General features: G+C 73.1%; 11 protein-coding genes. 2 read left to right on the plus strand and 9 right to left on the minus strand.

What is annotated here, in order from left to right:
* The 6 genes from ACFRFC_RS01395 to eccD all read right to left on the minus strand — a co-directional run.
* A partial coding sequence (locus tag ACFRFC_RS01395; RefSeq protein WP_383112574.1) for an AAWKG family protein occupies nucleotides 1-2,639 on the minus strand: 2,639 nt, incomplete at its 3' end.
* A 100-nt stretch (nucleotides 2,640-2,739) separates the two neighbouring features.
* Nucleotides 2,740-3,216 (minus strand): type VII secretion system-associated protein, encoded by a 477-nt coding sequence (locus ACFRFC_RS01400; protein ID WP_382679911.1) that lies wholly within the window; start codon nucleotides 3,214-3,216, stop codon nucleotides 2,740-2,742.
* A gap of 97 nt (nucleotides 3,217-3,313) precedes the next feature.
* Nucleotides 3,314-3,643 (minus strand): WXG100 family type VII secretion target, encoded by a 330-nt coding sequence (locus ACFRFC_RS01405; protein WP_382679913.1) that lies wholly within the window; start codon nucleotides 3,641-3,643, stop codon nucleotides 3,314-3,316.
* Between the two features lie 40 nt (nucleotides 3,644-3,683).
* Nucleotides 3,684-3,971 carry a hypothetical protein gene (locus ACFRFC_RS01410; RefSeq protein WP_382679915.1) on the minus strand — a complete coding sequence of 96 codons (288 nt, stop codon included), beginning with the start codon at nucleotides 3,969-3,971 and terminating at the stop codon, nucleotides 3,684-3,686.
* Nucleotides 3,972-4,373: 402 nt separating this feature from the next.
* Nucleotides 4,374-5,837, minus strand: coding sequence for a type VII secretion protein EccB (gene eccB / locus ACFRFC_RS01415; RefSeq protein ID WP_382679917.1), 1,464 nt, complete (start codon nucleotides 5,835-5,837; stop codon nucleotides 4,374-4,376).
* A gap of 10 nt (nucleotides 5,838-5,847) precedes the next feature.
* On the minus strand, nucleotides 5,848-7,245 hold the full coding sequence (gene eccD, locus ACFRFC_RS01420; protein WP_382679919.1) for a type VII secretion integral membrane protein EccD: 1,398 nt from the start codon (nucleotides 7,243-7,245) through the stop codon (nucleotides 5,848-5,850).
* 399 nt (nucleotides 7,246-7,644) lie between these two features.
* On the opposite strand from eccD, the gene eccCa reads away from it, so the two are divergent.
* Complete coding sequence (gene eccCa / locus ACFRFC_RS01425) at nucleotides 7,645-11,649, plus strand: type VII secretion protein EccCa (RefSeq protein WP_382679921.1); 4,005 nt, start codon at nucleotides 7,645-7,647, stop codon at nucleotides 11,647-11,649.
* 139 nt (nucleotides 11,650-11,788) lie between these two features.
* Here eccCa and ACFRFC_RS01430 read toward each other — a convergent pair whose 3' ends face one another.
* The 3 genes from ACFRFC_RS01430 to ACFRFC_RS01440 form a co-directional block, all read right to left on the minus strand.
* Nucleotides 11,789-13,156: a S8 family serine peptidase gene (locus ACFRFC_RS01430; protein WP_382679923.1), complete on the minus strand. Its 1,368-nt coding sequence runs from the start codon at nucleotides 13,154-13,156 to the stop codon at nucleotides 11,789-11,791.
* Between the two features lie 353 nt (nucleotides 13,157-13,509).
* Complete coding sequence (locus ACFRFC_RS01435; RefSeq protein WP_382679925.1) at nucleotides 13,510-16,824, minus strand: right-handed parallel beta-helix repeat-containing protein; 3,315 nt, start codon at nucleotides 16,822-16,824, stop codon at nucleotides 13,510-13,512.
* 52 nt (nucleotides 16,825-16,876) lie between these two features.
* Nucleotides 16,877-18,199 (minus strand): RICIN domain-containing protein, encoded by a 1,323-nt coding sequence (locus tag ACFRFC_RS01440; RefSeq protein WP_382679927.1) that lies wholly within the window; start codon nucleotides 18,197-18,199, stop codon nucleotides 16,877-16,879.
* 406 nt (nucleotides 18,200-18,605) lie between these two features.
* On the opposite strand from ACFRFC_RS01440, the gene ACFRFC_RS01445 reads away from it, so the two are divergent.
* Complete coding sequence (locus ACFRFC_RS01445) at nucleotides 18,606-19,343, plus strand: hypothetical protein (protein ID WP_382679929.1); 738 nt, start codon at nucleotides 18,606-18,608, stop codon at nucleotides 19,341-19,343.
* Nucleotides 19,344-19,475: the final 132 nt, after the last annotated feature.

The following is a 19,475-nucleotide window of genomic DNA, read 5'->3' on the forward strand; positions in this document are numbered from 1 at the left end:
GGGTCGAAGACGGTCACCGTGCCGTCGGGGTCGGTCGTGGTGAGGGTGCCGTCCGGATTGAGGCCGGTGATCGAGCCGTCCGGGTTGGTCAGCAGATCGGTGTTGAGATCGGTGACCGTCGTCGTGCCGCTCGGGTCGGTGGTGGTCGCGAGCCCGGTGTCGGGGTCGAAGACGGTCTCGGAGCCGTCCGGGAAGAGGGTGGCGAGGGCGTCGTCCTCGTCGATCGTGGAGACGGCCGAGCCGGTGCCCAGTTCGGTGCTGAGTCCGTTGTTGAGGTCGGTGATGGTCGCGGTGCCGTCGGGGTCGGTGACCGTGGACAGTCCGGTGTCGGGGTCGAAGACGGTCACCGTGCCGTCGGGGTCGGTCGTGGTGAGGGTGCCGTCCGGGTTGAGGGCGGTGATCGAGCCGCCCGGGTTGGTCAGCAGATCCGAGTTGAGATCGGTGTAGGTCGGCGCCCCGTCGGTGGGGGTCGTGGTCGCCAGGCCCGTCGCCGGGTCTATCTCGGTGGTGGTGCCGTCCGGGGACGTGATCGTCAGCGTGCCGTCGTCGTTCAGCGTCGTCGTGCTGCCGTCCGGATTGATCAGCGTCGGGACCGCGGCCTTGTCGTCGTCCGTGGTCGTACCCGGTGAAGTGGGGCTGACGGGCCCCAGGGCGGGGCTCAGCAGAGACGGCAGGGGCGCGGTGGCGCCGGCGTCGGTCGTCACGGGCTCGCCGAGCGCGCCGTTGAGGTCGGTGAGGGCGCCCGTCGCGCCGGGGTCGGTGCCGGTGAGGTCCGTGGCGCCGGGGAGCGGGGTGGCCGGGGTGCCGAGCAGGGTGTTGAGATCGGTCGGGGCGGCGATGGCACCGTCCGTCGCGCCGGGGTCGGTGGTGCCGAGCAGGCCCGGGTCGGTGGTATCGAGCCCACCGGGGTCGGCCAGGGCGGTGTTGAGGTCGGTGACCGTACCGCCCGGGTCGGTGGCTCCGGCGCCCGGGTCGGCGAGGGCGTCGGTGATATCCGTGAGGGCGCCGCCGGGGTCGGTGGACGTGGCCCCCGGGTCGGTCAAGCCGGCGTTGGGGTCGGTCAGGCCCGCATCGGGGTCGGTGAGGGCGTCCAGCGCGCCGATCTCGCCGCCCGCGCTCGTCGCCGTGAGCGGGTCGGTGAGGCCGCTGTTGATGTCGACCGTGCCGGCGTCTCCGGTACCGAGGGCGTCGCCGAGCCCGCTGCTCAGGTCACCGAAACCTTCGTCGAGGCCGGTCAGGGAGTCGTTCAGCCCATCGCTCAGTCCGGTGAGCCCGTCGGTGAGTCCATCGCCCAGTCCGGTGAGCCCGTCGGTGAGGCCGTCGGACAGTCCGGTGAGCCCGTCGGTGAATCCGTCGCCCAGCCCGGTCAGCGTGTCATTGAGGCTGTCCGCGCTCAGCTCGGACAGTTCGGCGGCGTACCCCGTGCTCAGGGTCTGGGTGTTGACCGAGGTCACCGGCGTCGCGAAGGGGGTGCCCGCGTCGATCCAGCCGTTGTTCAGGCCGGCCAGGGCCTGGGTCGCGGGCTGGACGAGATACTGCTCGACGGTCTGGTTCCAGGTCCGCACCGCTTCGTTCCCCAGGTTCACCCAGAACGAACTGTCGCGGGTGGTGCCCAGCAGCGGGTGCGCCTCGGTGAACCCTGGTTCGAACACCACGTCACCGTCGCTGCTGATCTGCACCTTCTGGAGGTTGTTGGCGATGAAATAGCTGGCCACCATGTCCAGGATGTCGAGCAGCACCCGCTGGGGCGAGTGCCAGCCCGTCGCCGCCCAGTTCTGCCACGCCGTCTGGAGGGTGCCGGCGTTGAGGACCAGTTGCTCCTGGGCGGCGGCGACGGCGTCCCCGTAGGTCGAGGTGGGCCGGTATCCCCCGAGGAGACCGTGTGAGCCGGTATAACCGGTGCCACCGGTCTGCTCGGCGTAGCCGGTGTAGTTCCGGTGGGTGAGCTGGATCAGATTGTGGAAGACCCCGGCCGCCTGTCCCTTCCAGGCCGCCTGCTCCGCGCCGAGGCTCTCCTCCCACTGGGCGAGGGTCTGGTCGTGCTGGGCGAAGAAGGCCGCCGCGCGGTCGAAGGCCTGGGCGGTGCGCTCGAAGGACATCAGGTCCACCGCGCTGGCGTCGGCGATGCTCCCGCCGTTGAAGGCGACGTCCCGGGTGGAGTACGGGTGCGGGCCGGTGTTGTTGAGGAGGGCATCCAGGGCGACCTTGGGGCCGCCCATGTAGTTGTTGAGCGGGCCGATGTCCCACTCGGTGCCGGCCCCTCCGGTGAACTCGCTCCCGACGGCGATCTGCCCGGGATCCAGCAGATCGGCCGTGCCGTTCGTCAGGCCGACGCCGATGAAGACGATCCGCGCCCGCCAGGCCCGGATCGGGCTCTGGCTGTAGTAGACGAGGCTGTAGTCGAACCCGGTGCCCACCTGCCAGCCGATGTCCTCCTGCCGTACGGGCGAGAGGGTGCTCTCGGAACCGTAGTTGAGGTTGTACTCCTCGATCTCCGTGTGGAACAACGGGATCCCGTCCGCGCTCGTGAGACTGTCGAAGAGCGTGCTGCGCGCGGGCATGGGGAAGCCGGTCATCAAGTTGACCGCCTTCCCCCAGTAGTCGTCCGCGTCATAGGGCTCGGTGGCCAGATCGGGCATGGGGGGACTCCGTGGGACGAACAGCGAGGGGTGGCGGAGAATCCGGGAAGGAGGGGGAAGACAGGTGGGACCGGTACGACAGGGAAGGGCGGCGGCGCGGTCAGGCCGCCGTGAGACCGCCGGTGGTCGTCCCGGTGGTCGTGCCGGTGGCGCCGTTCGCCATCAGACCGTCGACATCGGAGAAGATGTCCAGCAGCTCCTGGCCCTCGATCGCCTCCAGGCTTGTGCCCTGGGTGGTGAGCAGGGTGTCGATGGTCTTCTGGAGATCGTCGCTGATCTCGTCGAACAGCTGCTGCTGGAAGGCGAGGATGCCGTCGACCGAGCCGGCCGCCGATCCCACGACGGCCAGCAGTGACTGGCCGTGGACCTCGTCGCTGCCGCCCATCAGGCCGATGGCCAGCAGCGGGTTCTGCTGAAGGGTTTCGGGGTACTGCTTGCCCTCCACCAGGCTCTTGACCGCCGGGACGCCCGATGGATCGTCCGCGCGGATGGCGACGAGATCCGCGATGAAGTCCTTGACGTCGTTCTGGAGGAATGTGTTGAGGGACGCGGAGTCCAGATAGGTCAGATCGGGCATCGCGAGGCTCCTGCCGCGGTGGAGGGAGAGCCGCCGTCACGGCCTCGTCGGGGACGCGGGGCAGGACGGCGGTCAGGGCGGTACGGGTCGGTACGGGTCAGGTCCCGATGGCGACGTCGGACCACATCGACGCCAGGGACTGCTCGCTGTAGGTGTAGTTCCCGGAGATGTCGGTCAGCAGCACCGCGTGCGAGCTGAGCAGGTTCTCCATCTCGGTGACGGCGTTGTTCCAGGCGGTCTGCTTCTGGACGTAGACGGTCTGGTCGTCACCTTCCCAGGAGGTGACCAGAGCGTTCAGCTCCATGTTCAGCTCCTCCAGGGTCCGCGCGATGGCCGCGGTCTGGGTGACCAGGTCGTCGGCGGCGTTGTCCATGTGCGAGTAGCTGACATAGATGACGCCGTCGCCGTACACACTTGCGTCGGGCATGACAGGTCCTTTCGGGAGGGGGAGACAGTGGTGGGGAGGGTCAGCCGACCATCGCGGCGAACGCGGCGTCCGACTTGCCGGAGGCGTTGACGACGGCCTCCACGGCGGCGCTCTGCGTCTCGGTGTGCGTCCGGTCGGTGGTCTGGAGCGCGGTGATCATGTCCTGGATGTTCTTCTGGATGATCAGCGCCTGCTCGTGCCACTTGTCGATCAGCCGGCCGAACTCGCCGCCGTCGGAGCCCTGGTAGCCGGCGGCCAGGTTCATCCGGGTCGCCTGGACATCGTCGTCGCAGCGCTTGATGCCCTGCTGGGCGGTCTCCAGGGCCATGAGGCCCTTCTGAGTGCCTTCCGTTGTCGATGTCTGGAGCTGAGACATGGCGTTCTCCAATTCACGTGAGGGGGGTGCGGACCGCCACAGGGCGGTCCCGGACGGGAATTCGGGTCTCGGGCGGATTCCCCTCGGCGTCCTTCGAGTGGTCCCGCGATGGGTCTGCCGGAATGCAGAATACCTGGCCAGGCTGATTGAATCTAAAGGGCAGGTAATTACTGGGCAAAGGACGGGCTTGGGTGGCCGAAGCTCTTGTAAAGCTCAAATTCCACGCGACCCTGCTCGACGGATCTCTATATTTTAGAGATTTCCAGGGAAATAGAGAGGCGGGGAGGGGGAGGGGTGGAGATTGTGCGAGTTATGTGGAGAGATTGGGGGCGAGGGGTGAAGGGGGCGGTCGGGTCATCCGCAGTCCGGCGCCGTCACCCGGGCCGTCCCCGTGCTCGCCGCCTCCGTGCCGAGGTCCGGGCCGGTGGGCAGCATCGACAGCAGCGTCGAGGGCAGGGCCGCCATGTCGGACGCGGTGTAGCCGAGCGCCGCCAGCGCCTCGTCGTCGCTCACCCGGTACTTCGTGCCCTCCTCGGTGACCAGGTACGTGGTGTCGCCGAGCGCTCCGCCCCCGGCACCGAGGGCACGCACCAGGTCGCCGCCGGCCGGCGGGACCACCACGCCGTCCACCGGCAGACAGGCCGCCTCGCGGTCCGGGTCCCCCGGCGCCACCAGGGGCGTCAGCGCCTCGGCCGCCACCAGCACCCCGGACAGCCGGGTGCCGTCCGGACCGGGCTCAAGAGCTGTACAGGCCGCCCCGCCCTCGGGGACCGGCACCAGCCGGGGCGGCGCGGCCGGAACCGCCGCCGCCGCGCCGCTGTCCAGGGCGCCCGCCGGGGCGAGGTGCTCCTTGAGGACGTCCGAGCCCAGCGTGCGCACCGCCGGGGCCTGTCCCTCGTAGGCCGTCGTACGGGTGCGCGGGTCGCCCAGCACCAGGGCGGCCGTGGTGTCGGTGAGCGGGGTCAGCCCGTCCTCGCCCAGCAGATACCAGCCGGCGTCGCCGCCCGGGACCTGGACCTCGAAGACCTGCCCGACCCGGGTCGGGGCACCGCCCAGATCCGGACCGTCCGTGCCCCGCCCGGGCACCTCCGGCGCGGCCAGGTCCGGGCCCGCGGCCAGCGCGTCCAGGAACGCCCGGGAGACCGGGCGGGGGGTGGCCGTGCCGTAGCCGAGCGCCTCGGGCGCCCCGGAGTCCGGGTCGAGGCGCAGCCGGCTGCCGTGCCACATGAGGTGGAGCGTGCCGTCGGGACCGGCCAGCAGCAGCCCCTCGTCGGCGCCGAGCGGATCGGACCCGTCCGCGACCGCGCCCACGGCGAGCACCGTCGCGGCCGCGGCGTCCGCCCCCGCGCCCGTGACCGGCACCGAGCAGACCTGCCACGCCCCGCCCGCCAGGGCGTCCGCGGCGGGCACCTGGTCCGGCGCCCCCGGGATGCCGAGCGGCGCCCCGAGCGGCGTGTCCGAGAGCGAGGCGGTGCCGACATCGACCGTGGTGAGGTCGGCGCCGGCCAGCAGCAGCGCCGAGGCGTAGGTGTCGACGGGACGCAGCCGGCCGTCCAGATACAGATAGCGGGAGCCGGTGTCCCGGTTGACCACCAGGGTGCCCTCCGCGCGCCAGGTGTCGTTCCCGCCGGGCGAGATCACCCCGTACAGGAACGACCCGGCGCCGATCAGCACCGTGATGACAAGGCCGTACACCAGTCCCCTGGTGGTGCGGCTCAGTGGGCTCTCCGGGGCGTCCGGCTCGGCCAGCAGCATTCCCGAGTTGAGCCGGCCCATCACGAACATATGGGCCTGGACCTGATCACGCTTGGACTGCATGCCGCCCCCCTCAGCCGTTCATCCCGCGCAGGGCGCCGAAGACGCCCAGCACCCACAGGGTCAGCGGCAGCAGCGCCAGCGCCAGCGCGCTGTGCAGCAGCTCCGCAGCCCGCCCCCAGTACGGCGACAGCCGCCGGCCGGGCAGCGTCGAGGCCGCGACCGCGAGCGCCGCGCACAGCGCGAGCGCCGACCCGCCCAGCACCAGCCGCCCCGCGTCGCCGAGCGAGTGTCCGGCCGCCAGGGTCAGCATGGCCAGCCCGCAGGCCGCCGCCGATACCAGGGCCAGCCGCTGCGGCACGCTGTTGAGGCCCCGGCCGTGCAGCAGCAGAAGCAGACAGAGCACCACCGCCGTCACCGCCTCCGCCGTGTCCGGGTGGTAGGCCAGCAGCGCGGTGCAGGCCAGCGCCACCACCGCCGTCGTGGTGTACAGCGCCGTCATCCAGATGTCCGCGAGCGCCGTCCGCACGGCCACCGTCTGACCCGCGTACGGCTCGATGTCCTGCTGCAACTCCGCCGGCGTCGACGGCAGGAACGGCATCCGCAGCCCGGCCAGCTTGAACGCCAGGGTGGGCACGAACGCGCCCACGGCGACCCCGACGGCGGCCACCGCGGTCGCCGCGCCGTCCGGGTCCAGCCCGGCGAAGCTCATCAGCGCGCCGCAGGTCGCGGCCGCCAGCGCGCCCAGCAGCACGCCCGTGAACAGCGGCGTGAACAGCGCCACCGCGGCCAGCGCCAGCACCGCGCCGCCCCCGGCGGCGGCCCCCGCCGCCAGCAGCTTGGCGCCGAACACCTCGTGCGCCCCCGCGCCGGTGATCTGCCCGCCCGGCAGCAGCCAGCCGGCCACCGCCAGATACGGTCCGACGGCCGCGCCCAGCACGGCGCCGGAGGCCGTGTCGCCCATCGCCCGGCTCGCCGTCGCCGCCACGGCCAGCAGCAGCAGGCCCGCGAGCGCCACCACCGCCGCCCGCAGTTCGGACCCGGCGCCGGGCCAGGCCAGCACGGCCAGGGTGAGGGTGAGAGCCACCGCCAGCAGTCCGCGCAGCAGGAGCCCTACGGCCCGCTCCCCCCAGCCGTGCCGGCCCCGCATGGTCGAGGCGATCCCGTCGACCAGATCGTCCAGCTGCACCTCGGGCAGCTTGTCGGTGCGCGGGCGCAGATAGAGCACCTCGCCGTCGGTCAGATCGGCCGTGGCGAGGGTGGCCTCCTCGTCCAGCGGCGCCTCGCCCAGGCGTTGCAACGCCCAGCCTCCGTGATCCAGGCCGTTCTCCTCGGTCTCCGCGCCGGCGTAGCGCAGCACGGTGGGCAGGAGATCGGCGACGGGGACATCGGCGGGAACGGCGAGATCCATGGAGCGCTCCGGGGAGCGCACGGTGATGCGGCACAGGCCCGCAGTGGATATGTCGGCCATGCTGGGGACTCACGCTTTCTCAGGAAAACATCGGGCGCGGAGTGGGGGCGGGCTTGGAATTGCGTCACACCCGCGTGCAGACTACTCACGAATACCAGCCCAGCTAAGCAAATGAATCCTCGCGGCCGGGCCCGGGCGGCCGATTTATCCCGGCATCGGGGTGAATTGTCCCGGAATCCGGGTTCCGGACTCCGGGCATCCCGGCGTTATGCCGTTATGCCGTCCCACTGTTCTGGCGTTCCGCAGTCCGGCGTCCCTGCGCCCCGGCGTCCTGGCGTCCCCGCTCCTCGGGGGCCCGGCCTCCGGCGCCCACGGCGTGCCGGGCTCCGGGACGCCGGAACCGTGGCGGCGGCGCCGTCCGGTCGTGCCCGCGCGGGGAACGTGTAAGGAGTCGGTCCGTTGAGTGTGGTCCTCTTTCGCCGACCCGGCAGACGCCGGGGCCCGGAGCTGCCCGAAGGCGAACTGAGCCTCCAGGAGCCCCCGACACTGGCCGAGACCGTCGCCGACACCTCCACGGTGTGGACCTATCTGCCGATGGTCATGATGTCCATGGCGATGATGCTGATGTACATCTCGCCCGGCAGCAGCGGCGGCACGTTCACCTATGTCGCCATGGGCCTGATGATGATCGCGGCCGTGGTGATGCTGATCGGCCAGTGGATGAGACGGCGCAGCGAACGCAAGCAGCGGCTGCGCGGCGAACGCCGCGACTATCTGCGCTACCTCACCCAGATGCGGCGCAAGGTACGCGGCGCGGTCGTCGAACAGCAGAAGGCGCTCGCCTGGCGCCACCCCGCGCCCGACGCCCTGCGCACCCTGGTGCGCACCAGCCGGCTGTGGGAACGGCGGGCCACCGACCCGGACTTCGGCGAGGTCCGGTTCGCCGTCGGCGACCAGCAGCTCGCCCTGCGCCTGACCACCCTCGCGACCAAACCGGTCGAGGACCTGGAACCGCTGTGCGCCCACGCCCTGCGCCGCTTCGTACGCGCCTACACCACCGTGCCCGACCAGCCCATCGCGATCTATCTGCGCTCCTGGTCCCGGGTACTGCTGCGGGGCGACGAGGACACCGCCCGCTCGATGGTGCGGGCCGCGCTCGGCCAGCTCGCCGTCCTGCACGGCCCGGACGACCTCAACATCGCGCTGTGCGTGTCCGACGAGCGGCGGGCCCAGTGGGAGTGGGCCAAGTGGCTGCCGCACACCCTGCACCCCTACGAGCAGGACGGCGCAGGGCCCGCCCGGATGATCGCCTCCGCGCTCGGCGACCTGGAGGACCTGCTGGGCGCCGAGTTCCTGGAGCGGCCCGTGTTCGACCCCGGTGCCGAACCAGGCCGCGACGAGCCGTTCACCGTGATCGTCGTCGACGGCGTCCCGCTCCCCGCCGACCACCGGCTCGACGGGGCCGGCCACCGCAACGCCGTCGTCATCGACCTCTCCGGCGGCCTCACCTGGCGGCCCGGCCGCACCACCCTGCGACTGGACGTGAGCCCCGACCGGGTCACCCTGGTGCGCACCGACCGTGAACGCAAGGAACAGACCACCGTCCTCGGCCGCCCCGACACCATGGGACCGGCGATGGCCGAGTCACTGGCCCGGCTGCTCGCCCCGTACCGGATGAGCCTGGGCGGCGACAGCGCCGAACCCCTGGCCACCGACATCCAGCTCACCTCCCTGCTGGGCATCGCCGATCTGTACCGCAGCGAACCCGCTGCGCTCTGGTCCCGCCGCACCGGCGCCGCCCGGCTGCGCGTGCCCATCGCGGTCGGCGGCGACGGCACCCCCGTGGAACTGGACATCAAGGAGTCCGCGCAGGGCGGCATGGGCCCGCACGGCATGCTCATCGGCGCCACCGGCTCCGGCAAGAGCGAACTCCTGCGCACCCTGGTGCTGGCGCTCGCCCTCACCAACTCCTCCGAGACCCTCAACTTCATCCTCGTCGACTTCAAGGGCGGCGCCACCTTCCTCGGTCTCGACGGGCTCCCGCACACCTCCGCCGTCATCACCAACCTCGCCGACGAGACCGACCTGGTGGACCGGATGCAGGACGCCCTGCACGGCGAACTCATCCGCCGCCAGGAACTCCTGCGCGCGGCCGGCAACCACACCTCCGCCCTGGAGTACGAGAAGGCCCGCGCCGCCGGTGCCGATCTCGTCCCGCTGCCCAGTCTGTTCGTGGTCGTCGACGAGTTCAGCGAACTGCTCGCCGCCCACCGCGACTTCATGGACCTGTTCGTGATGATCGGCCGCCTCGGCCGCTCCCTCGGCGTCCATCTGCTGCTCGCCTCGCAGCGCCTGGACGAGGGCCGCATGCACCAGCTGGAGAGCCATCTGTCCTACCGGGTGGGCCTGCGCACCTTCTCCGCGATCGAGAGCCGCGGTGTGCTCGGCGTCCCCGACGCCTACGAACTGCCCTCGCAACCGGGCAGCGGCTACCTCAAGAGCGGCACCGACGGTCTCGTCCGCTTCCGCGCCGCCTATGTCTCCGGCGCCTACCGGCAGCGGCGCGGCGCCGCCGCCCAGGCCCTGGTCGCCGGGCAGGTGGTGCCCTGGACGGCGGGCTGGGTCGTGCCGCGCACCCCGGCCGCCCCGCCCGAACCCGACGGGACGCCGGAACCCGACGGCGCCGACGAGGGCGCCGACTCCCTGCTGTCCGTCGCCGTGGACCGGCTGCGCGACGCCGGACCCCCCGCCCACCAGGTGTGGCTGGCCCCGCTGGCCGAACCCGACCCCCTCGACCATCTGCTGGCGGACCTCACCATCAGCGCCGAACGCGGACTGACCGCCGCCGGATGGCCCGGCACCGGCAAGCTCACCGTCCCGGTCGGCATCGTCGACCGGCCCTTCGACCAGCGCCGCGACGCCCTCGTGGTGGACCTGGCCACGTCCGCCGGCCATGTCGCCGTCGCGGGCGGCTCCCAGAGCGGCAAATCCACCCTGGTCCGCACCCTGATCACCGCCCTGTGCCTGACCCACACCCCGCGCGAGGTCCAGTTCTACTGCCTCGACTTCGGCGGCGGCACCCTCTCCTCACTCACCGGGCTGCCCCACGTCGGCGGCGTCGCCGGCCGCCTCCACGCCGAACGGGTCAACCGTACGGTCGCCGAGGTCACGGCCGTCCTCAACCACCGCGAGCAGCTCTTCGTCGACCACGGCATCGACTCCATGGCCGCCTACCGCAGGCGCCGCGCACGCGGCGAGTTCGCCGACGAACCGCACGGCGACGTCTTCCTGGTGGTGGACGGCTGGGCCACCGTCCGCCAGGACTTCGACCGGATGATCCCCGCCTTCAACCGCATCGCCCAGCAGGGCCTGAACTACGGCGTCCACCTCGTCATCACCACCAGCCGCTGGGTCGAACTCACCGCCCAGATCCGCGACCAGGCCGCCACCCGGCTGGAGCTGAAACTCGGCGACGCCATGGACTCCGCCATCGACGTCCGCAAGGCCAGAACCGTGCCGCGCAGCGGAGGCCGCGGCCTGACCACCGAAGGCAAACTGCACTTCCTCGCCGCCCTGCCCCGCATCGACGCAGGACACACCACCGACGACCTCACCGACGGCGTCACCGACCTGGTCACCCGGGTCGCCGACGCCTGGCAGGGCCCACCCGCCCACGCGGTGCGCACCCTGCCGGCCGTGCTGCCGCACACCCAGCTGCCGCCCGCCCAGCGCGAACAGGCCGCGCTGCGCCTCCCGATCGGCCTCGACGAGGAGACCCTCAACCCGGTCTGGCACGACTTCGAACGCACCGCGCACCTGATCGTGATCGGCGACACCGAGAGCGGCAAGACCAATCTGCTGCGCCACCTGGCCGGCGCGATCATGGCCAACTACACGCCCGACGAGGCCCGCATCCTGCTCGTCGACTACCGCCGCGACCTCGTCGACACCGTTCCCGACGCCTACCGGCTGGGCCACGCGGTCGCCGCCGACGCCCTGCGCGAACTGGTCTCGGGCGCCGCCCGGGCCCTGCGGACCCGGCTCCCCGGCGAGGAGATCCCACCCGCCCGGATGCGGCTGGCCGACTGGTGGAACGGCCCCCGGCTGTTCGTCCTCGCCGACGACTACGACATGGTCGGCGGCGGCACCTCCATGGACCACCCCCTGCTGCCGCTCTTCGAGCATCTGGCCCTCGGCCACGAGGTCGGCCTCAACGTGGTCCTGGCCCGCTCCGCGACCGGCGCCGCCCGCGGGGTCAACGACCCCCTGCTGCGCCGCCTCGACGAGGTCAACACGCCCGGCCTGCTGCTGTCCTGCCCGCCCTCCGAGGGGTATCTCTTCGGCACCGTCAAACCCCAGCACCTGCCGCCCGGCCGCGCCCAGTACGTCGTACGCCGCAAGCCGCAGCTGATCCAGACGCCGTACGTCGCACCGACCCCGCCGGACGGGGAACCGGCGACGTAGAGCGGGGACGGACGCACGAGAAGGCGGTCCGGTGAGCGCGCCGCTCACCGGACCGCCTTTCCCGTCACCGGGCCGTTCTGCGGGTCACACCGGACCGTTCGGCGGGTCACCGGGCCGAACCCCGGGCGCCGTACGCGGGTCAGCCGGGGGCGGTGCCCTCCGCCGCCCGGGTGCGCGCCCGGGTACGGGCCCGGGCCCGGGGCACGGCCACGGCGGCCCACGCGGCGAGCAGCACGAAGGCGGCGATGGCCGCGGTCAGCAGACGGGCCCGCTGGAGTGTGGGCTCCGGGTCGGGCCCGGTGTCGATCCGGACCGGCGGCACGGCGGCGGGCGGCGGGCTGACGGGAGCCGTGGGGGAGGGGATGGCGGTGACCGCGGCGTAGGGGTCGAGGCGGGGCACGTCCGCCGGATAGGCCGTGTGCGTCAGGCGCTCGGCGGTGGCCTCGGCGGTCAGGCCCGGTTCATGACCGCGGATCAGCGCGGCGGCACCGGCGACGAACGCGGCGGCCAGGGAGGAGCCGGAGCCGATGAAGTAGCCGTCGCCCTCCGGGCCGGGGCCGATGACTCCGTCACCGGGCGCCGACAGATCCGCCTCGCGCGGGACGGCGGCGCCGGCGAGGATGGCGCCCTCGGCGTCGGACCCGAGCACCGAGAGGACGCCGGGGGCGGCGGCGGGCCAGTAGTTCCGGGGCGTCGCGGCCTCCTCCTCGTCGATGCCGTCGCTCGCGCCGGTCACCTCCGGTGCGGCGGGCGCGACGACCAGAGCGTCCTGCTCGACCGCCCGCTCGACCGCCGCCGTCAGCTCCGCCGAGCCCTTCTCCAGCGCCGCCGCGACCAGGACGACCTCGGCACCGGCGTCCGTCGCCGCCTCGATGCCGGACGCCACCGACGCGGCGTCCGCCACCCCCTGCGCGTCGGTCCCGCGCACCGCGAGGATCTGCGCGCCGGGCGCCATCCCGGTGAACCCGGTGCCCTCGGCCGGTGCCGCCGCCACCAGACCGGCCAGGAACGACCCGTGTCCCACACAGTCCTCGGTCCCGCCCGCGTCGGTCACCCGGCCCGTGAGCCGGGGCGCGTCGGCGGCGACCCCGGTGTCCACCACGGCCACCTTCACGCCCTCGCCCCGGCCGAACCGCCAGACCCGGTCCAGTGCGAAGGACGCCTGCTGCGGCGGTTCGTCCGGAACCTCCTGCGTCGACCCCTCCGTGCAGGGGGCGCCCGCGTCCAGCACCGAGGGCAGCACGGGCAGCTCCACCGGATCGTCCTGACCGGCGGCCCCCGGGGCCGCCACCGCGACCGGAGCCCCGACCGGCACGAGCGCGACGGCCAGCGCGACGGCCAGCGGCACCACCGGCACGACCCAGGCCCGCCCCGAGGCCGGGCCCGCCCCGCCCGTCCGTTTCCTCTTGCCTGCGGTGTCCGTCGTGTGCGCCGGGTCTGCCCGGTCCGCCCGGTCCGTCAGGACTGCGGTGTCCGCTGTGTGCGCCGGGTCCGGTCGGTCCGTCACATCTGTGGTGTCCGTCGTACCCGTTCCGCGCCGATCGCCTGTCGTGTGCGTCAGGTTCGCCCGGTCCGTCATGCCTGTGGTGTCCGTCGGGTCCGTTCCGTGCCTCTTGTCTGTCGAGTGCGCCGGGTTCGCTCGGTCCGTCACATCTGTGCTGTCCGTCGCACCCGTCCCGCGCCGATCGCCTGTCGTCTGCGCCAGGTCCCCCCGGTCCGTCAGGCCCGTGGTGTCCGTCCCGCGCCCCCTACTGGCCGCGTCCGCCCCGTCCGTCGTGACTGGCGTGTCCGCCCCGCGCCTCCAGCGCGTGCCGCCCGCCCCGTCGGCCCCGTCCGTCGCGTCCGCCCCGTCCGTACGCCTCATGCCGGCATCACCCCCACGCCCGCCAGATCCTGCGGCAGCAGCGTGCGCAGTTCCTCCAGGGTGGGCGCCGACACGGTGGTCAGCCGGCCCGCCTGACGGGTGATCATGCCCTCCAGGACCTGGCGGGCCAGCCGCGCGTTGCCGAAGGAGTGGTCGCGCGGCACGGTGTCGAAGTAGGTCCGCAGCAGGGAGGCGGTACCGGCGGCACAGTCGTAGCCCCCGCTGGCCGCGTGCTGGCGCACGATGGTCACCAGCTCGTCCGACGAGTAGTCCTCGAACTCCACCGATCGGGAGAACCGGGACGCAAGGCCCGGGTTGGAGGCCAGGAACGCGGCCATCTCCCGGGTGTAGCCGGCCACGATCACCACCACCTCGTCACGGTGGTCCTCCATCAGCTTCAGCAGCGTGTCCACTGCCTCCCGCCCGAAGTCCGCGCCGGACGCCCCGGACGGGGTCAGCGTGTACGCCTCGTCGACGAACAGCACCCCGCCCCGGGCCCGGTCGAACGCCTCCTTGGTCAGCTGCGCGGTGTGCCCGATGTACCGGCCGACCAGATCCGCGCGGGCCACCTCGACCAGCTGTCCGCGCGGCAGCACCCCCAGCGAGACCAGGATCTCCGCGTACAGCCGGGCCACCGTCGTCTTGCCGGTACCCGGGGACCCGGTGAAGACCAGATGGTGGCTGATGCTCGGCGCCGGCAGCCCGGCCGCCTCCCGCCGTTTCGTCGTGGCCAGCAGATTCGCCAGATCCGTGACATCACGCTTGACCGCGCCCAGTCCGACCATGTCGGCCAGCCGCTCCAGCGGCGTGCTCTCCGCCACCCCGGCCCCGCTCCCGGCGCCCTTGCCCGCCGCGGCCTCCTCGTCGCCGATGTCCGCCGGCAGCAGCACCGCCAGCTCGCCCGGCTCGACCGAGGCGGTCGACGCCAGCCGGAACGCCTGCCGGTCCACCATCTCCTCGAACAGCTGCCGGGCCGCGCGGCCGTTGCCGAACCCCGCGTCCCTGGGCATCCGTTCGAACCGCCGGGCCAGCGCCTCCCGGGTGCCCTCACCCCACTCGTACTGGTGCTGGGCGCACTGGCTCTCCATGATCGACACCAGCTCGGGCACGGTGTAGTTCTCGAACTCCACCGTGCGGGAGAACCGGGACGCCAGCCCCGGGTTGGAGCCCAGGAAGTCCTGCATCTGCTCCGAGTACCCGGCGACCACCACGACCACGTCCTCGCGATGGTCCTCCATCAGCTTCAGCAGCGTGTCCACGGCTTCCTTGCCGAAGTCCGCGCCCGAGCTGCGGCCGTCCGACAGCAGCGTGTACGCCTCGTCCACGAACAGCACTCCGCCCAGCGCCCGCTGGAAGATCTCCGTGGTCTTGATCGCCGTACCGCCGACGACCTGCGCCACCAGATCGGCCCGCGAGACCTCCACCAGATGTCCCGAGCGCAGCACCCCCAGCTCCGCCAGCACCGACCCGTACAGCCGGGCCACCGTCGTCTTGCCGGTGCCGGGCGGCCCCGCGAACACCAGATGGCGGCTCATCGGCGGGGCCGGCATACCGAGTTCGGCCCGGCGCTGCGCCAGCTGGGTCAGACTCACGAGCGTACGGACCTGACGCTTGACGTTGTCCAGACCGATCAGCCGGTCCAGCTCGGCCAGCGGCCCGTGCAGCGCGTCCGCGCCACCCCGGTCGCCCGCCGGATCGGTCCCCTCCGCGGTGCCGTCGCCCCAGGCGTCCCGGCGCCCGTTGCCGGTGCTGGTCAGCCCCTCCACGGTCAGCCGGTCACCGGCGCGGGTCTGCACCAGACCGCCGCCGCCGTTCTCCCGGGCCGTGCAGTCGACCAGCGAGACCGGCCCGGTGCCCGCCACCCGGAAACCGTCCTCGGCGCAGCCGCTCGCCTCGCTGGAGCTGAGCGAGGCCCGCGCCCCCTCCTCCACCAGCACCCCGTGCCCGCCGGCTCCGTGCACACGCAGCCGGGTCGCGGTGAGTTCACCCCCCGGATCCACCTGCACCCCGACACCTTGCCCCGCGCTCACCTCGCAGTCACGGGCGGTGACCTGGCCCCGCTCCCCGATCAGCAGACCGCAGCCGGCCGGCCCGGTCAGCCGCACCCCGCCCAGATACACGTTCGCGTCGTCGGCCACCCTGACCGCCACGCCCCCCGGCTCCTCCACCGCGCAGTCCTCCAGCCGGCCCCGCGCCGCCTCGGTGACCACGACGCCGTCGCCGCCCGGCCGCTGGACGCGGGCCCGCCGGATGAGCGGATTGGCGCCCGAGCGCACCGACACCCCCGCGCCCCGCACATCCAGCACCTCCAGCCGGTCGAACTCGGCCGCCGAGCCCTCGCCCACCTCCACGCCGCTCTCGCTGTCGCGCACGGTCAGCCCGATCACCACCGGCGCCGCCGACCCGATCGCCTTGAACGCCGCCTGTTCCGCACCCGTGAGCCAGCAGTCCTCGAAGGTGCCGCGCGCCCGGTCGGTCACCAGCACCCCGGGACCCCGGGTCCGGGTGGTCCGGCAGCGCAGCAGCTGCGGATCGGTGCCGCCCGCCAGGACGAACCCGGCCGCCTGCGTCCCGGTCACCCGCACCTCGTCCAGCACCGACCGCGCGGTGCCGGCCAGATGCACCCCCGTGCTGGTGTCGTGCACCGTGGTGCGCACCACGGTCAGGACACAGGCCTCCTCCAGCGCGATCCCCGGCTTGTCCGTCGAGGACACATCGCAGTCCTCCACCCGGCCCTGTGCCTGCCCGCCCGCGAAGATGCCGTTGCCCCGGGCGTCGCGCACACTGCATCCGCGCACCGTGATCCGGGCTCCCTCACCGATCACCAGCCCCGAGGTGCCCAGATGCTCGATCACACAGGACTCCACCGAGGACTCCCCGGCGGAGGTGATCACCACCCCGGCCCCGCCCGGATTGCGCACCCGGCAGGTCCGCATGGCCAGCGAACCGGCGTCCTTGGCCAGCACCGCCGCCCACGCGGCCCCCTCCACCTCGCAGCCGTCCATGGCCAGCTGGCCCCGGGTGGTGGCCACCACGGGCACCGAGTCGTCCCGGCCGCGCAGCACCAGATCGGTCAGCATCATGGTGTCCGCGCGCAACAGCACGGCGGTCCCGGTCGGCGGGCAGATCTGCACACTGCCCCGCGCCTCCTTCGCCACGATGGTCACCCGCGTGGTCACCACCAGGTTCTCCGGATACTGGCCGGGCGCGACACTGATCACGGCGCCGCTGCGCGCCTGGCCGAGTGCCTCCCCCAACGTGCGGAAGCCGGTCGATCCACCGGGATCGACCTGGAGTACCTGGCGGGACACGGGCGTTGACCTCCTGGTCGGGGCTGGCGTGAGGGACGGGGCACGGGGCGCGCTACAAGACGGTCTTCCACTTCTGGTTGGACGTGCCGCCGCACGACCACAACTGGAGCCGGGCGCCGTTGGCGGTACCCCGGTCGTAGACGTCCACGCATTTGTCGGCCTTGGTGCTGACCAGGTCGTAGGAATTGTTCAGGGTGAACTGCTGGGCAGTGGAGCCGTTGCAGGCCAGCAGCTCGATCGCGGTGCCATTGGCGGTGCCGCCGCCGGCCGCGGTCATGCACTTGCCCATGGAGCGGAGCGTGCCGTCGGAGTAGACCGTCCAGCGCTGATTGGACGCACCCCCGCAGTCCCAGATCTGGAGGGGGGTGTGGTCGGCGCTGCTGATGCCGGTCACGTCGATACAGCGGTCGGAGCCGAATCCGACCAGTTCCTGGGCCGCCGACACCGCCGTCGCCGGGGGCTTGGCCGCCGTATCGCTCGTCGCCGCCTTCTTCGTCGCGGTCGGGGTGGGCGAGGGGGCGTCGTCCTTCGCCTCGACCGGCTCGGCGGCCTCCGGGGCCGCGGGCGCCGGGGCGGCGGGCTGGCCGGCCTGCGGCGCGGCGGACGGGGAGGCCGTCGAGGGCTTGGACGTCGGTGTGCCCGAGGGCTCCGCGGACGCCGACCCGAACACCCCCGAGGGCGTCTCGCCCGGCCCGAGCACGGTGTCGGAGCCGTCGCTCACCTGCGCCGTACGGACACTGGTGCTCTCGTCGTCGCTCCCCGCCGCGACCAGCAGCGGTACGGCGACCAGGAGGACGCCGACGATGGCCCCACCGGCCAGCAGCGCCTTGTGCGGCTGACCGGGGGTCCGGGAGGCACCGTCGGGCCCGAGCGCGGCGGTGGCCGTGGCCGTGGCGGCCCCGGCCGAGGCTGTGGTGGCCGAGGCCGTGCTGGTGGCCGCGGTGGCGGCGGCCGCCGAAGCGGTGGCTGTGGTGGCGGCTGTGGAGGCGGCGGCGGTGGTGCCCGTGGTGGCTCCAGCGCCGGTGCTCGTGCCGGTGCCGGTGTCGGGGTCCGTCTCCGCCTCACCGCCGGCCTCGGGCTCCGCCGCGGTCGCCGCCTCGGGTTCGGCCTCCGGGTCCGCCGCGGTTGTCGGCTCCGATTCCGACTCGGCCTCGGGCTCCCGCTCCGGTTCCCGCGCCGCGCCGAGGCCCATCGGCCCGCTGCGGGCCGCAGAGGTGGGGCCGGGCTCGGGGCCGGGGTCGGGAGAAGGAGAGGAGCCGGAAGAGCGCGGGGGAGCGGAAGCGGGCGCCGGGGCCGGGGTGGCGGGCGAGGGGTCGGTCCCGGTCGCCGTCCGGGCGGCGACGCCCTGGGTGGCCGTCTCGTCGGGGTTGCTCATGGCTGGCGTACGTCCTTAGGGGCTGCGAGGAGTAGCGGGACGCACCCGGAGCCGCCGGCCACGGGCTCGGTGACGAGCCCGGCGGTGCCGCTCGGTGCCGCTCGGGTACGGGCCCACCGCCGCGGTCGGGGACGGCGGCGCAGGAGGTGACGGTGGACCGGCGGCCGGACGCTGGCCGCATGCCCACAGAGAACCGTCACACGGCGGCGGACGCCGGGACGGTGTACTGCGCAGGGACGGGTACGGCACGGGCGGCCGGACCACCATCCCAGAGCGACCATATTACGAACTCCCGGCCTCCAGAAGTCACCCCCGCCCCGGAGCCGTTGAGGTCGTTGAGGATTCCTGAAGAGAATCTGAAGACTTGCTGGAGGCCGCGGAGAGACAGGGGGTGAAGGCTCGGCCCATGAGCGTTCCCCTCCCCGGCCCGGCGCCCCGGCCGACGGCGATCGACCAGGTGCTCGGCCTGTACGCCGTCCTGCGCGCGGGCGCCGGCCCGATGCGGGTGTCCGAACTGAGCGGAGGCGCCGGGCTGTCCAGGCGCACCACCTGCCGGCTGCTGGACGTGCTGGTCGCGGCCGGACTGGCCGCCCGCTTCGGCATGGACTATCTGGCGACCGCGCCCGGCGGCGACCGCGTCCGTCCGGAGCCGGGGGCGCACGGCGCCGAGCACGAGCCGGCCCCGCGGCTGGGCGAGCTGGCGGCGCGGACCGGACTGACGGTCAGTCTGGCCGTCCTGGACGAGGCCGAGGTCGTCTTCACCCAGCGTGCCTACGGGACCGACAACGCCTGGACGCCCAGCGACGGCTCGGGCCGGGCCTGCGCCTTCCGTACCGCCGCCGGGCGGCTGCTCCTGGCCGCCGACCCGCACGCCGCGACGGCCCTCGCCCGCGCGTCCGCCCTGTCCGGCGCGGAGCGGGCCCGGCTCGGCACCGGGCTGGCCGCCGTCGGCGAGCGCGGGTTCGCACACCGGGAGAACGCCGGGCTGACCTGCCTGGCCGTCGCCGTACCCACGGCTCCGGGGCGCCCGCCGATGGCGCTCACCGTGAAGGGCCGGACCGGTACGTACGACCAGGACGGCGTCCTGCGCCGACTGCGCCGGGCGGCCGGGAACGCGGCGGGCGTCCGCGCGCCCCGCAGCTGACGCCGCCTCGATTCTCATCTCCAACACATCATTTATTACTGTCCAGTTCATGTTTCAGGTCCTTTACCGAGTCACCCCCGCGTCGCCGGGCCGCTCGCCGTCACGCTATGGTGCCGCCACACCGCCAGCAGG

The organism is Streptomyces sp. NPDC056734 (assembly GCF_042790455.1).
Taxonomy (GTDB): Bacteria; Actinomycetota; Actinomycetes; order Streptomycetales; family Streptomycetaceae; genus Streptomyces.

Bases quoted from the DNA above. Each gene is read 5' to 3' on its own strand.
- ACFRFC_RS01445 (WP_382679929.1), top strand. From the start codon at position 18,606: ATGAGCGTTCCCCTCCCCGGCCCGGCGCCCCGGCCGACGGCGATCGAC.
- eccD (WP_382679919.1), bottom strand. From the start codon at position 7,245: ATGGCCGACATATCCACTGCGGGCCTGTGCCGCATCACCGTGCGCTCC.
- eccB (WP_382679917.1), bottom strand. From the start codon at position 5,837: ATGCAGTCCAAGCGTGATCAGGTCCAGGCCCATATGTTCGTGATGGGC.
- ACFRFC_RS01405 (WP_382679913.1), bottom strand. From the start codon at position 3,643: ATGCCCGACGCAAGTGTGTACGGCGACGGCGTCATCTATGTCAGCTAC.
- ACFRFC_RS01400 (WP_382679911.1), bottom strand. From the start codon at position 3,216: ATGCCCGATCTGACCTATCTGGACTCCGCGTCCCTCAACACATTCCTC.
- ACFRFC_RS01410 (WP_382679915.1), bottom strand. From the start codon at position 3,971: ATGGCCCTGGAGACCGCCCAGCAGGGCATCAAGCGCTGCGACGACGAT.
- ACFRFC_RS01440 (WP_382679927.1), bottom strand. From the start codon at position 18,199: ATGAGCAACCCCGACGAGACGGCCACCCAGGGCGTCGCCGCCCGGACG.